At 54.4% G+C, this 14,718-nt stretch carries 12 protein-coding genes; 6 read left to right on the top strand and 6 right to left on the bottom strand.

Annotated features, from left to right (window positions below; all coding sequences use genetic code 11):
- The first annotated feature begins 37 nt into the window (after positions 1-37).
- Positions 38-1,444, top strand: a complete 1,407-nt coding sequence (locus tag JWF83_RS04255) for an APC family permease (RefSeq protein WP_413648915.1) — start codon at positions 38-40, stop codon at positions 1,442-1,444.
- A gap of 127 nt (positions 1,445-1,571) precedes the next feature.
- A complete protein-coding gene (locus tag JWF83_RS04250) occupies positions 1,572-2,531 on the top strand; it encodes a GNAT family N-acetyltransferase (protein WP_413648914.1) in 960 nt (319 codons plus the stop codon).
- 206 nt (positions 2,532-2,737) lie between these two features.
- Here the strand turns inward: JWF83_RS04250 and JWF83_RS04245 are convergent, their stop codons facing one another.
- Together JWF83_RS04245 and JWF83_RS04240 are read right to left on the bottom strand one after the other, a co-directional pair.
- Complete coding sequence (locus JWF83_RS04245) at positions 2,738-3,670, bottom strand: nucleoside recognition domain-containing protein (RefSeq protein ID WP_413648913.1); 933 nt, start codon at positions 3,668-3,670, stop codon at positions 2,738-2,740.
- Between the two features lie 159 nt (positions 3,671-3,829).
- Positions 3,830-5,014, bottom strand: a complete 1,185-nt coding sequence (locus tag JWF83_RS04240) for an NAD(P)/FAD-dependent oxidoreductase (RefSeq protein WP_413648911.1) — start codon at positions 5,012-5,014, stop codon at positions 3,830-3,832.
- Between the two features lie 242 nt (positions 5,015-5,256).
- Here JWF83_RS04240 and pitA point away from each other — a divergent pair, with 242 nt between their 5' ends.
- Positions 5,257-6,756 (top strand): inorganic phosphate transporter PitA, encoded by a 1,500-nt coding sequence (gene pitA, locus JWF83_RS04235; protein WP_413648909.1) that lies wholly within the window; start codon positions 5,257-5,259, stop codon positions 6,754-6,756.
- An 84-nt stretch (positions 6,757-6,840) separates the two neighbouring features.
- Here pitA and uspB read toward each other — a convergent pair whose 3' ends face one another.
- A complete protein-coding gene (gene uspB, locus JWF83_RS04230; protein WP_413648907.1) occupies positions 6,841-7,176 on the bottom strand; it encodes a universal stress protein UspB in 336 nt (111 codons plus the stop codon).
- 548 nt (positions 7,177-7,724) lie between these two features.
- Here uspB and uspA point away from each other — a divergent pair.
- Positions 7,725-8,165: a universal stress protein UspA gene (gene uspA, locus JWF83_RS04225; protein WP_413648906.1), complete on the top strand. Its 441-nt coding sequence runs from the start codon at positions 7,725-7,727 to the stop codon at positions 8,163-8,165.
- A gap of 53 nt (positions 8,166-8,218) precedes the next feature.
- On the opposite strand, the gene rsmJ is transcribed toward uspA, so the two are convergent.
- Together rsmJ and prlC are read right to left on the bottom strand one after the other, a co-directional pair.
- Positions 8,219-8,971: a 16S rRNA (guanine(1516)-N(2))-methyltransferase RsmJ gene (rsmJ, locus tag JWF83_RS04220; RefSeq protein WP_413648905.1), complete on the bottom strand. Its 753-nt coding sequence runs from the start codon at positions 8,969-8,971 to the stop codon at positions 8,219-8,221.
- Positions 8,972-8,979: 8 nt separating this feature from the next.
- Complete coding sequence (gene prlC / locus JWF83_RS04215; protein ID WP_413648904.1) at positions 8,980-11,022, bottom strand: oligopeptidase A; 2,043 nt, start codon at positions 11,020-11,022, stop codon at positions 8,980-8,982.
- A 321-nt stretch (positions 11,023-11,343) separates the two neighbouring features.
- Here prlC and JWF83_RS04210 point away from each other — a divergent pair, with 321 nt between their 5' ends.
- Positions 11,344-12,186, top strand: a complete 843-nt coding sequence (locus JWF83_RS04210; RefSeq protein WP_413648902.1) for a 23S rRNA (adenine(2030)-N(6))-methyltransferase RlmJ — start codon at positions 11,344-11,346, stop codon at positions 12,184-12,186.
- 111 nt (positions 12,187-12,297) lie between these two features.
- Here the strand turns inward: JWF83_RS04210 and rnz are convergent, their stop codons facing one another.
- Positions 12,298-13,215, bottom strand: a complete 918-nt coding sequence (gene rnz / locus JWF83_RS04205) for a ribonuclease Z (protein ID WP_413648901.1) — start codon at positions 13,213-13,215, stop codon at positions 12,298-12,300.
- Between the two features lie 137 nt (positions 13,216-13,352).
- On the opposite strand from rnz, the gene gorA reads away from it, so the two are divergent.
- Positions 13,353-14,705: a glutathione-disulfide reductase gene (gorA, locus tag JWF83_RS04200; protein WP_413648900.1), complete on the top strand. Its 1,353-nt coding sequence runs from the start codon at positions 13,353-13,355 to the stop codon at positions 14,703-14,705.
- The last annotated feature ends 13 nt before the right edge of the window (positions 14,706-14,718 follow it).

Below are 14,718 nucleotides of genomic sequence, written 5' to 3'. Positions count from 1 at the left end.
TGCTTACCTATATTCACTTGCAAATAGGGCGCTGGCGATGAGCAACACTAACGGTTTAAGAAAAAATACCCTGGGCTTATTTTCTCTGGTCTTCTTTGTCGTTGCAGCCGCCTCCCCCCTGACGGGGGTGGTCGGTGGGTTGCCGGTGGCTATTTTTACCGGCAACGGCGGCGGCATTCCTGCCATCTATATTATGGCCTGCATTATTCTGATGATCTTCTCAGTCGGCTACATTGCGATGAGCCGCTATGTAAACGACGCCGGTGCTTTCTACACCTATATTTCGCAAGGTCTGGGAGAGAACTGGGGCGCATCCGCTTCGGTACTGGCGCTGATCGCCTACATCTCGATCCAGACGGCGATTATCGCCATGCTGGGTTTCTTCAGCCAGCTGTTCCTTGAGCAACATCTTGCGCTGCATATTCCCTGGTGGGCGCTCAGCATGCTGTTTACCGTGATTGCCTGGGTTTTCGGTATTAAACGGGTAGAAGTGGGCGGCAAACTGCTGGGAGTGCTGATGCTGGCCGAGGTGGCGATTGTACTGCTGACCGATGTCAGTCTGCTGATGAAAAAGCCGGGGCCGCTGAACTTCAGTTCATTTGATCCGGCGGTATTTATGCAGGGCAATCTCGGTATCGCCTTTATTTTTGCCATCGCCTCTTTTGTCGGTTTTGAGTCAACGGCGATCTATGCCGAAGAGTGCCGCGACCCGCATAAAACCGTGCCGCGCGCCACCATCTGCGCACTGCTGATTATCACCGCCTTTTTCTGCTTTACCAGCTGGTCGCTGGTGCAGGCCTATGGCTTTGACCAGATTGTGGAAATTGCCCGTAAAGATCCCGGTAACTTTATTTTTGATATTACCCGCCAGTATGTCGGCCAGTGGGCGGTTGAAACCATGTCGGTGCTGCTGATTACCAGCCTGTTTGCTGCCGCGCTGGCCTTTCACAACAATATTTCGCGCTATATCTTCAGCATCAGCCGTGATGGACTGATCTGGAAAGAGCTGTGTAAGACACATCCAACCAACGGTACGCCTCACCATGCCAGCCATGCCCATAGTGTGATTTTATTACTGTTGCTGGTGGGCATGGGCAGTACCAATATGGATCCGATGGTGCATATTTTCGCCTTCGGCTCGGCCATCGCCACCCTGTCGATCCTGGTACTTCAGGTAGGAGTCTCTGCTGCGGTTATTATGTATTTCCGGCGCATCGGCCAGCACAACCACAGCGCCTGGCAGGTATTCTGGGCGCCGCTGGCGGCACTGCTCGCCATGTCGTTCACCATTATTCTGGCGATCGGCAATCTGCAATTGCTGAGTGGAAGCGATTCAACACTGGTGCAGTATATTCCCTGGTTTATTGCCATCGGTGCCTGCAGCGGTTATTTGATGTCGGTTAAGCGCAAGGCGCGGGCGGTGAGATCCCTCAGCAACAGCTAATCCATCCGGACGCCGGAACTGAAGATTTATACACTCATTAATCTTCAGTCCCGGTCTGGTTCTTGACATTACCCTCAGCTAATGGTTGTATCATGCAACCATAATCACCATATTGTGCGAGGCGATAATGTCCGATCTGAAAATCATTGCAGAAATTCGCGCAGCGTCACGTCTGATGGTGCGTGAACTCGGTTTTATGAACAGCACGCTCGCCGCGACCCATTACTCGCCTTCGGCAGTCCATGCATTGCTGGAGATGGCTAACGCCGGCGCGATGACCGGCGTTCAGTTGGCGCAACTACTGGGACTGGAGAAGTCCAGCGTCAGCCGGATGCTTGGCAAGCTGCTAAAAGAAGGTCAGGTAGAGGAAATAACGGGCGGCGAAGATGCCCGGCTTAAGCAACTTCAGCTGACTGAGCAGGGAAGAGCAACCGTAGCCAGAATTAATGATTACGCTACCCTGCAGGTAGTTAACGCGATGGCGCATTTGACCCCGGCTCAGCAGCAGGCGGTGGCCGATGGTCTGTCGGCCTATGCGCTTGCGCTACAAACCTGTCGGGCAGATGGCCATCCGTCAGAGAAGCAACATGGCGAAATCCACTCAGGCTATCAACCAGGAATGATCGGCCGCATCGCTGAAATGCATGGAAATTACTACGCTCAGCACTATGGCTTTGGCCATTTTTTTGAAGGCAAGGTTGCCGCGGGAGTGGCAGAGTTCGCTGGCCGTCTTAATCAGCCATGCAACCGCATCTGGCTGGCGACGCAGCATGGTCGCATTGTCGGGTCGGTGGCGATTGATGGCGAGGATCTGGGCAATAATGAGGCGCATCTGCGCTGGTTTATTCTGGATGATGGCTGTCGTGGCAGCGGTCTTGGACGCAAACTGCTGGCTGAGGCGATAAATTTCTGCGACCAGGCTGGTTTTTCCGCCATCCAGTTATGGACCTTTAGCGGTCTTGATGCGGCCCGCCGCCTCTATGAATCATTTGGCTTCAAGCTCACCAAACAGTGGCAGGGAAATCAATGGGGACGTTCAATGCCGGAGCAGCAGTTTACTCGCGTCAACGACACCAGCGGACGCTGAGTCAGATACCAATCAGGCTTGCCAGTGGCATAGCAAATTGCTGATCTCCGTTGCGGATCAGCGCCAGTGACAATCAACGTTTACCGTTCAGCACCTCATACACAGGGTTGCGGCGGCCAACAGCCGGTTCGGGATGTTTTGCGCGAAGCCCCCTGCGGTTCCATGCGGAGCCTGATTGTCGCAATCGCAGACAAAGCGTTCCATATTCAGTTAATCAGCGTATGAATCAGCGTACGCAGGGCAATACCCACCAGAGCCCCTGGCAGCGCGTAACGGAACAGCCGGACAAAACGTGGTGAAAGCCCAAGGAATATTCCCAGCCCCGGCAGATCCAGCGTCTGAATCATAAAACCTGCGGAGGCATTAATTTGCTGCACGCTGATCACCCCTTTCTGCATCAGTTCGGAGACCACGCCGAAATAGGCGGTTCCGCCCGCCAGTGTTTTGGTCAGCGCCGGCAAGATATAAGCGGTGGAAAGGCCGACGCCAGCCAGCAGAGGAGCCAGCCAGCGCGTTAATGCCTCAATAGCGCCCGCTTCTCTGAGCAAACCGACCACCGCCAGCGACAGTATCAGCATCGGTAACGATCCCAGTGACAGGCGTATCGCATCCGATCCGGCGCCGTTGATAATCGCAATCAGGCCCGGGCGGGATTTGTTATCCTGCACAGTCTCATCGTCGTGGTTAAGATTACTTACTGACAGTTTCCGCCCGGATACGTGCCAGGTTACGGCTGCCGCGGCCAGCCCGCCGATAACGGATATCAGCAGCGCTTGTCCCCAGTGCAGGCCAAAAGGCGTTAGCGGATAAAACACGTTGCCCTGCCCCATCGCAAACACCATTGCCAGCGTAGCGGCCAGATGGCGGTCTGATACGCCGCGTTTTTCCATAATCGCCAGCGAAGCCAGTGGCGCGGCAAAACTGACGAAATTGAGCTGGATAAGGGCAAAAATTGACATACCGGTCATGCCGAAAGGCTTCAATAGCGGCGACGTAATACGCACAATAACGTCAAGCACTCCGCGTACTTCCAGGTACTTCATCATGACCAGCATAACCACCATGATAGGTATCAGCGTGTACAGCACGACATCTACCGAGGTTTTTCCTGCCGCCATAATTACCGCGATAATATCCATTCTGATTTCCCGCTATTTCTCCGCTGTCCTGTGCAAAGAACAGAAATTTGCTTCCAGTTATTCATTAAGATCAATGGAGAGGAATTTCAGAACAGGGTAACCCTTATCGCTGGCAACTCAAATTGTTATAGCACTCACGTACACCAACGGTTACAGATATCAAATCGCCTGCCCACAGGCCCATGCCGAACTCCACGCCCACTGGAAGTTATAGCCCCCCAGCCAGCCGGTAACGTCGGTCACTTCGCCAATAAAGTACAGGCCGGGCACGTCGCGCGCTTCCATGGTTTTTGACGACAGCTGGCGGGTATCAACGCCGCCCAGCGTGACTTCGGCGGTACGATAGCCTTCGGTGCCGTTAGGCTGAATACGCCACTGATGCAGTGTGCTGACCAGCTCGCTCTGCTGGCGGCTGTTGAGTTGTTTCAGCGTCACATCCGGCACCGTCTGTAGGGTTTGCAGCACCTCTATCAGGCGCTTCGGCAGCACTTTCGCCAGGCTATTTTTCAGGCTCTGATTCGGATGCGTGCTGCGCTCATCATTAATAAACCGATCCAGATCCTGCCCCGGCGCCAGGTTAATCGCAATAAACTCTCCCGGCTGCCAGTAGCTGGAAAGCTGCAGCACCGCCGGACCGGACAGGCCGCGATGAGTAAACAGCATCGCCTCTTTAAATACCGTGCCGTCTTCCGCGCTGATCACCGTTGGTAGCGATACGCCGGAGAGCGCCTGCAAATGGTCGAGTAATGGCTTATGCAGCGTAAAAGGCACCAGCGCGGCGCGCGTCGGGAATACCCGCAGACCAAACTGTTCTGCCAGCTGGTAACCGAACGGTGTGGCGCCGAGCCCGGGCATCGACAGACCACCACTGGCGACCACCAGCTGCTCCGCCTGCACCGTGGCGCCATTCAGTTGCAGGGTATAGCCGCTGTCGTCGCGCTCAACGCTGACCACCTCACTGCGCAGGCGCAGCGTGACATTGCCCTGCTGGCACTCTTTCAACAGTAATTCGACAATCTGCTGCGCCGAATCATCGCAAAACAGCTGACCGAGGGTTTTTTCATGCCAGGCAATACCATGACGGTTAACCAGATCGATAAAATCCCACTGGGTATAACGCGCCAGCGCTGATTTACAAAAGTGCGGATTGTGCGACAAATACGCCGCCGGTTCGGTATACAGATTGGTGAAATTGCAGCGCCCGCCGCCAGACATCAGGATCTTGCGGCCAGCCTTTTTGCCGTTATCCAGCAGCAGCACACGGCGGCCACGCTGGCCTGCCTGTGCGGCGCAGAACATGCCTGCAGCCCCCGCGCCAATAATGATAACGTCAAACTTTTCCACAACTCACTCCCGCTGGCTGGCAAAAAACGCTGATTGTAGAGAGTTGCTGTCAGTGATGCCAGCGTAACAAAAGTGTAGTCAAAGTAACACAATGTAACTATTTAATTTATAGGTCTTTTTCAACGCATAATCCGCATTTATTGCCGCCGGATTTCAAAAAAAGTCTATATTTCACTTTCCCCCGGTACGGTTTGTCGCTGATAATGCGCCGCGTTCATGTCCTCCAAAATGGCGTAACGCTTATGCTGCATCTGTTTGCTGGTCTGGATTTCCATACCGGCCTGTTATTAGTACTCGCACTGATGTTTGTGCTGTTCTATGAAGCCATTAATGGTTTTCATGATACTGCCAACGCCGTGGCGACTGTCATCTATACCCGTGCCATGCGATCGCAGTTAGCGGTGGTTATGGCTGGGATATTTAACTTTTTTGGTGTATTACTGGGCGGATTAAGCGTTGCCTACGCAATTGTCCATTTACTCCCCACCGATCTGCTGCTCAATGTCGGATCGGCTCACGGGCTGGCGATGGTCTTTTCCATGCTGCTCGCTGCAATTATCTGGAACTTAGGCACCTGGTATTTCGGTCTGCCTGCGTCCAGTTCCCATACGCTGATTGGCGCCATTATCGGTATCGGCCTGACCAACGCGTTACTGACCGGATCTTCGGTAGTTGATGCGCTGAATATTCCGAAGATGATCGGCATTTTTCTGTCATTAATTATCTCTCCGATTCTCGGTCTGGTGATAGCCGGCGGCCTGATTTTCCTGTTGCGTCGTTACTGGAGCGGCACCAAAAAGCGTAGCCGTATCCATATGACGCCCGCCGATCGTGAAAAGATCGACGGTAAGAAAAAGCCGCCATTCTGGACGCGTATCGCCCTGATCGTTTCCGCTATCGGCGTCAGCTACTCGCACGGCGCCAATGATGGTCAGAAAGGCATTGGTCTGATTATGCTGGTGCTGATTGGCGTAGCGCCTGCCGGCTTCGTCGTGAATATGAACGCTTCCGGCTATGACATCACGCGTACCCGCGATGCGGTCAATCACCTCGAGCAGTATTACCAGCAGCATAGCGCCTCGCTGACCCATATCATTCAGATGACGCCGACCGCACTGCCGACGCCGGAACAGATACCAAGCGGTCCGCAATCGTTCCACTGCGACAGTGCGCGCGCGCTGATTGCACTGCAACGTGCCCAGGGCCTGCTGAATAATCTGCAGAGCTACGACGCGCTGAATGTGGATCAACGTGCGCAAATGCGCCGACTGCTGATGTGTATTGCCGATACCGCAGAGAAAGCAACTAAACTGCCGGAAACCAGCACAGACGATAAACGCTTCCTCACGAAGCTGAAAGGCGATCTGCTGAATACCGTCGAGTACGCGCCGATATGGATTATTGTTGCGGTCGCACTGGCGCTGTCACTGGGTACGATGATTGGCTGGCGTCGTGTGGCGACGACTATCGGTGAAAAGATCGGTAAGAAAGGGATGACCTATGCCCAGGGCATGTCAGCTCAGCTGACGTCAGCGGTATCGATTGGTGTGGCCAGCTATACCGGGATGCCGGTATCTACTACCCATATCCTCTCTTCTTCCGTGGCGGGTACCATGCTGGTTGATGGCGGTGGCGTACAGAGTCGCACCATTAAGAATATCGCGCTGGCGTGGGTATTTACTCTGCCGATTTCGATTCTGTTGTCCGGTAGCTTGTACTGGATTGCCCTGCGGTTTGTCTGACGGGTTGCGAGCCTTTATCTAACAGAGGGAGGTATTAATGCCTCCCCTGTTACTTATCAGAGTCCTTTTCATTCCATCCTCATTTCACTGCCAGATCGCCAGTCCGATCAGGCTAACGACGACTAACCCACATAACGCACTGGTCAAAATAAACTGCCCACGCACACGTTCACAGCGACGAATAAACTCATCGTCATGATGATCGCGATAGCGCTGCGCCCAGATATAGCGCACCAGACGTACCTGTTTGCTCGGCTGACCATGAGAAGTGAAAAAACCTGCGCCATCAACATATTGATAAAGCAATGGATCGCACCCGCGAAGCACCACCAGTAATGCGCGCAGAGAAGAGAAATAACGCGCCATATTCACTACACAAACCACACAGAGTGCCCAAAACAGTGCGATGGTGCTGATCATGATCCCCTCCCGGCAATATCACAGGAAAGTTTTCAGCGGCTACGCTGAATGCCTCCCACAATAAATTGCCCAACCACTATTATTGAATCGGACCGAAATGTTTTTAAAAGAAAATGGCGACCGCAAAAGGATTTTGAGACCGTCATAACCCAGTGTAGGAGATCTGATCAAATTTTTTCCAGCGATGTTTCAGCAGTTCCGCTTAAGGAGAAAAAAATTCATTTTGATCGGGCTCGCAAAGGGTGCGCAGTGATACAACATCCGGTAACCATTGACGCTATACTGAAGTCATAACAAAGTGTCGCGTGCAGTATAACGCGCCACGTCAGTAACAATGATGAAATCTGCGGCGACCATCGCGCGCATTCCTCGCAATAGATTTCAGCAAATTGTGATATGGCAGAAGAGACCCGGATTGCAGCAAGCGAATCCCGGTAAACGGGAGCCTTTAATGGTTCCCCTACGGTGCCCTGGGGCAGCGTCAATTTCCGCCCGCCTGAAGGGTTTACTGCCAGCCAGATCGTACATCTAATGGAAGGAGTTCAATTATGGCTTATAAACACATCCTGATTGCAGTAGATCTTTCTCCGGAAAGTAAACTGCTGGTAGAAAAAGCAGTTTCACTGGCGCGTCCTTATGATGCGAAAGTGTCGCTGATTCATGTTGATGTGAATTATTCAGATCTCTATACCGGCCTGATTGACGTCAATCTCGGCGATATGCAGAAACGTATCTCCGAAGAGACACACAATGCGCTGACCGAACTGTCGCAGAATGCCGGATACACAATAAGTGAAACGCTAAGTGGTAGCGGTGACCTGGGCCAGGTGTTGATTGATGCGATTAAACGATATGACGTAGACCTGGTGGTCTGCGGGCATCATCAGGACTTCTGGAGCAAACTGATGTCATCGGCACGCCAGTTAATCAATACCGTACACATTGATATGCTGATCGTGCCATTGCGCGATGAGGAAGACGACGACTAATCAGGGCGTCGCGACTAGCCGATCCCCACCTTCCCTCTGCGGGGGGAAGGTATTTATGGATTGAGGGGTGGGTAAATATCAAAGCGGTGACTTTTAGTGGTCACCGCTGACTGCGTTGACACATTCGCCAGCGGTGGCGCATAGTCCGGCCGCTTAACTACCACGCGTTTCTTCGCCAGCTGCCGCGCCGGCGCCAGCAGACCATCCGCATCCGTATCCGCCCCGACCAGTGTCTGAAACACCCGCATCTCTTTCTTGACCAGCGCGCTTTTCTGCTTATGTGGGTACATCGGGTCAAGATAGACCACATCCGGTTTTGGCGTAATCTCGCTCAGTGCCGTCAGGCTGGAAACATGGAGCAGCGTCAGTCGCTGGCGCAACCAGCCGCCAATCTCAGCATCCTGGTAACCACGTTGCAGGCCATCATCCAGTAACGCCGCCACCACCGGATTACGCTCCAGCATGCGCACCTGACAGCCCACTGACGCCAGCACAAAAGCATCACGCCCCAGCCCGGCGGTGGCATCCACCACATCCGGCAGGTAACCACTCTTAATCCCCACCGCTTTCGCCACTGCTTCACCGCGCCCGCCGCCAAATTTGCGCCGGTGCGCCATCGCACCGGCAACGAAATCGACAAAAATGCCGCCCAGCTTCGGTTCATCGCGTTTGCGCAACTCCAGATGTTCTGGCGTCATCACCAGCGCCATCAGCGCATCCTGGTCATGCTCCAGCTGCCAGCGCTGCGCTAAAACAGATAAGGCGCCGTTATCGGCGCCTGATTCATTGATTAAACAGATCTTCACGCGAAGCGTTATCCTTTGATGCCGTAGTGATCCAACATCGCATCCAGCTGCGGCTCGCGGCCACGGAAGCGACGGAACAGCTCCATCGGCTCTTCAGAACCACCGCGGGTCAGGATATTATCAAGGAAAGACTGGCCGGTTTCACGGTTGAAAATACCCTCTTCTTCGAAACGTGAATAGGCATCCGCCGCCAGTACATCAGCCCACAGATAGCTGTAGTAACCGGCCGCATAACCACCGGCGAAGATATGGCTGAAGGCATGCGGGAAACGCCCCCATGACGGGCCTGGCACCACGGCCACCCGTTGCTTAATCTCCGCCAGCATCTCAAGAATTTGCGCGCCTTTCGCCGGGTCGAACTCCGCATGCAGCCGGAAATCAAACAGGCCAAACTCCAGCTGACGCAGGATAAACAGCGCCGCCTGATAGTTTTTCGCCGCCAGCATTTTATCCAGCAGTTGCCGGGGCAGAGGCTCGCCGGTTTCGTAATGACCCGAGATAAACGCCAGCGCTTCCGGTTCCCAGCACCAGTTTTCCATAAACTGACTCGGCAGCTCGACCGCATCCCATGGCACACCGCTAATCCCGGAAACGCCAGGGGTTTCCACCCGCGTCAGCATATGGTGCAGGCCATGGCCAAACTCATGGAACAGGGTGGTCACTTCATCATGGGTAAACAGCGCCGGTTTGCCATTCACCGGACGGTTAAAGTTACAGGTCAGATAAGCCACCGGTTTCTGCAGTGTGCCATCCGCTTTACGCATCATGCCCACGCAGTCATCCATCCATGCGCCGCCACGTTTATTTTCACGGGCATAGAGATCAAGATAGAAGCTGCCGCGCAGTTCACCGCTCTCATCGAACAGGTCAAAGAAACGCACATCGTCATGCCAGACATCGACATCTTTACGCTCTTTGGCGCTAATGCCATAGATACGTTTGACCACTTCAAACAGACCGTTAACCGCGCGTTCTTCCGGGAAGTAGGGGCGCAGTTGCTCATCGCTGATGGCATACAGATGCTGTTTCTGCTTCTCACCGTAGTAGGTCAGATCCCACGGCTGCAGTTCGCTGATGCCATGCTCTTGTTGCGCAAACGCGCGTAGCTGCGCCAGTTCCTGCTCAGCCTGCGGACGGGCGCGGTGAGCCAGGTCGGTCAGAAAGTCGGTTACCTGCGCCGGGTTTTCCGCCATTTTGGTCGCCAGCGATTTATCGGCATAAGAGTCAAAACCCAGCAGCTGCGCCAGTTCATGGCGCAACGCCAGCAGTTCCGCCATGATTTCACTGTTATCCCACTTACCGGCATTCGGCCCCTGATCGGAGGCGCGGGTGGCGTAAGCACGATACATCTCTTCACGCAGCGCCTGATTATCGCAGTAGGTCATTACCGGCAGATAACTCGGGATATCCAGCGTCAGCAGCCAGCCTGACTGTTCTTTCGCTTCAGCCTGCGCCTGAGCGGCGGCCAGCGCGCTTTCCGGCATCCCGGAGAGTTCAGCTTCGTCGCTGATTAATTTGCTCCAGCCCATGGTGGCGTCCAGCACATTATTGCTGTAAGTCGATCCCAGCTCAGAGAGACGTGCGGCGATTTCGCCATAACGTTTCTGCTTCTCTTTCGACAGGCCGATACCCGACAATTCAAAGTCACGCAGCGCATTATCCACCGCTTTTTTCTGCGGCAGGCTGAGCGCGGCATAACTGTCACCCTCTTTCAGATTACGATAGGCCTGATACAGACCTTCATGCTGACCTACCCATGTGCTGTATTCTGACAGCAGCGGCAGCGTCTGCTCATAGGCCTGACGCAGTTCCGGGCTATTTTTTACCGCATTCAGATGGCTGACCGGCGAGAACAGGCGCCCCAGACGATCGTCTACTTCGGCCAGCGGCTGACACAGGTTCTCCCAGCTGTAAGGCGCGCCCTGAGCGACGGTTTTCTCTACCGTGGCACGGCAATCATCAAGCGCCGCCTGTACGGCTGGCACAACATGTTCTGGTTTGATGGCGGAAAACGGCGGAAGCGTAAAAGCAGAGAGTAACGGATTGGTCATAGCGCAGTCCTTGTGGTTGTGAGTGGCAGCCATTAAGGCTGCCCTGAGGTGTGCAGGGGCGGTATGTTGCCGCTCGCGTCGCCACACCTGCAGCCTGAAACAGGGCGAATAAAGTTAACATGAGGCTAAGTGTAGCGAAAATCAATGGCCCCCGGGCCAGTTGTCGACAACTTAACCCGGCGGCAGAAAAAACCCGCTGCGACTGTTCGGCAATTTATTTTTCTTCCCGGTATACTGTCGCGATACATGCGCCCGAATCATCTGCGCCGCGACCGCACCTCCTCCTGCTTCGTCAGGAACGCACCGGATATCATCAAAGTTATGCTTAGTTATCGCCACAGTTTTCATGCCGGCAATCACGCCGACGTACTCAAGCACACCGTGCAAAGCCTGATCATTGAAGCGCTGAAAGAGAAAGAGAAACCTTTCCTTTATCTCGATACCCATGCGGGCGCCGGACGCTATCAGCTGAGCGGTGAGCACGCAGAGCGCACTGGCGAATATCTGGAAGGCATCGCGCGCCTCTGGCAACAGGATGATCTGCCGGCCACGCTGCAACCTTATATCAACGCGGTGAAAGCGCTGAACCCGGGCGGCAGGCTGCGTTACTATCCTGGCTCGCCGTTGATTGCCCGCCATATGCTGCGTGAAGATGACAAACTGCAGCTGACTGAATTGCACTCCAGCGATTACCCGCTGCTGCGTAATGAGTTTCTGAAAGATGGCCGCGCACGCACCGAAAAAGCGGACGGTTATCAGCAGTTAAAATCAAAACTGCCGCCGCACTCGCGCCGTGGTCTGATTCTGATCGATCCGCCTTACGAACTGAAAACCGACTATCAGGCGGTAGTGAAGGGGATTCATGAAGGCCATAAACGGTTTGGCACCGGCGTATTCGCCCTGTGGTATCCGGTGGTATTACGCCAGCAAATCAAGCGTATGTGTAAGGAGCTGGAAGCTACCGGCATCCGTAATATTCTGCAAATCGAACTGGCGGTGCGTCCGGATAGCGATCAGCGCGGCATGACAGCCTCCGGGATGATCGTGGTGAATCCGCCGTGGAAGCTGGAACAACAGATGCGTGAGCTGCTGCCGTGGCTGCACAAAGTGCTGGTGCCTGCGGGAACCGGCCATACCAGCGTTAGCTGGATTGTGCCGGAATAACTACCCGCTGCCGCCCTGAGCGGCTGCATACTGGCAATCCGCAACCCGCTGGTTTGCGGATTTTTTTGCTCTCTATCCTCTCCGCTCAGTCATTATGCTGCTGACCCGCCGTTACACCTCAAATAGCGAAAAATCTCGTGCCAGCTCCGTGGCAGGAAAAATCTCCCGACACTCCGCCAGCAGTTTTTCACAGTCAGCAAAGGTGTAACGCGCGCTAAAATGGGTGGCGATCAGCCGCTTTGCCCCCGCCAGCCTGGCGGCAGTCGCTGCCTGCACGGTGGTGGAGTGTCCGCGCCCATTGGCTTTTTCCGCCATTGCCGCTTCCAGCGTGGTTTCATGCACCATCACATCCACATTGGCCGCCAGCTCACCGGCGAAAGGCGTTGGCGCGGTATCGCCAAAGATCGCCAGCGATTTACCTTTGGTTGACGGCCCGAGATAATCCCAGCCACAGACTTCACGCCCATCTGCCAGCACCACGGTTTCACCGCGTTTTAACTGCTGGAACCAGCTCCCGGCCGGGATACCATCAGCCTTCAGGCGCGCAGCATCCAGCACGCCGGGCTTATCATGCTGCTCAATACGATAGCCATAGCACTCAATCACATGGGACATTGGCCAGGCGCTAACCCGCACCTGACCGTCATCGCACACCTCACCGGCGGCAATCTCAATAATTTCCAGCGGGAAAGTGACATACGAAGCACTCAGGCTCAGGGTGGTCTCGACAAAAGCCTTAATCCCCACCGGGCCGTAAATGGTAAGCGGATCGCTGACGCCGCCCATCGACCGGCTGGTCAGCAGCCCCGGCAGGCCAAAGATATGGTCGCCATGCAGGTGAGTAATAAAGATTTTTTCCAGTTTCCCCGGCTTTAACGGGCTGCGCATCATCTGGTGCTGCGTACCTTCGCCACAGTCAAATAACCAGTAACCGCCGCTGCGGCTGTTACGCTGCGTCAGCGCGATAGCCGTTACATTACGTTCGCGGCTGGGGCTTCCGGCACAGGTGCCAAGGAAAAGAAGTTCCATGATGTGTCATTCCAGGTTTTACTTATTAACAAACTAATCCTTACCCTATCACAACCATAGACGCAAACTTTGCGGCAATCCGCCAAGTGGCGTTACACTCTATGCCAATTTCCTACACAACTTATGGAACAGGTTTGATGACCAGACATTATGACTATCTTGCAATCGGTGGCGGCAGCGGCGGCATCGCATCCATTAACCGCGCAGCCATGTATGGCCAGAAATGTGCGCTGATCGAAGCAAAAGATCTTGGCGGCACCTGTGTCAACGTGGGTTGCGTACCGAAGAAAGTGATGTGGCATGCCGCGCAGATCGCTGAAGCCATCCATCAGTATGGTCCGGATTACGGCTTCGATACCACGGTAAACCACTTTAACTGGGATGTGCTGGTAAAAAACCGCAGCGCCTATATCGATCGTATTCATACCTCTTACGACAACGTATTGGGTAAAAATAAGGTGGAGGTGATTAAAGGCTATGCGCGTTTTGTTGATGCCCATACCGTGGAAGTCAACGGCGAAAAAATTACCGCCGACCATATTCTGATCGCCACCGGCGGACGACCAGGCCAGCCTACCATCCCGGGTGCCGAATATGGCATCAACTCCGATGGCTTCTTTGCGCTGGACGCATTGCCGAAACGCAGCGCCGTAGTAGGCGCCGGTTATATCGCCGTGGAAATTGCCGGCGTGCTGAACGCGCTGGGCTCTGAAACGCATCTGTTTGTGCGTAAGCATGCGCCACTGCGTACCTTTGATCCGCTGATCGTCGAGACGCTGGTTGAAGTCATGAATAGCGAAGGCCCGACGTTGCATACGGAATCCATCCCGCAGGAAATTGTGAAAAATGCCGACGGCAGCCTGACGCTAAAACTGGAAAATGGCAAACAGCAGACCGTTGACTGCCTGGTGTGGGCGATTGGCCGTGAACCTGCGACCGACAACCTGAATCTTGAGGTCACCGGTGTGGCGCTGGATGAAAAAGGTTATATCAGCGTTGATAAATATCAGAATACCAACGTGAAAGGCATCTATGCGGTGGGCGACAATACCGGTGCGGTAGAGTTGACGCCGGTAGCGGTTGCCGCCGGCCGTCGCCTCTCCGAACGTCTGTTTAATAATAAGCCGGACGAGCATCTGGATTACAGCAATGTCCCCACCGTGGTATTCAGCCATCCACCGATTGGTACTGTCGGCCTGACCGAACCCCAGGCGCGCGAGCAGTATGGCGATGACGAGGTAAAAGTGTATAAATCGGCGTTTACCGCCATGTATACCGCGGTGACTCAGCACCGTCAGCCGTGCCGTATGAAGCTGGTTTGCGTGGGTAAAGATGAGAAGATCGTCGGCATCCACGGTATCGGCTACGGTATGGATGAGATGCTGCAGGGCTTCGCCGTGGCGCTGAAAATGGGCGCCACCAAGAAAGACTTTGATAATACTGTCGCCATCCATCCAACCGGCGCAGAAGAATTTGTGACTATGCGTTAACACTTCCGGGGGC

The sequence above is a fragment of the Pantoea sp. B65 genome (assembly GCF_047308185.1).
Classification (GTDB): Bacteria; Pseudomonadota; Gammaproteobacteria; order Enterobacterales; family Enterobacteriaceae; genus Erwinia.
Note: the sequence above shows the minus strand (reverse complement) of the source record. Positions and strands in the feature narration are given on the sequence as shown.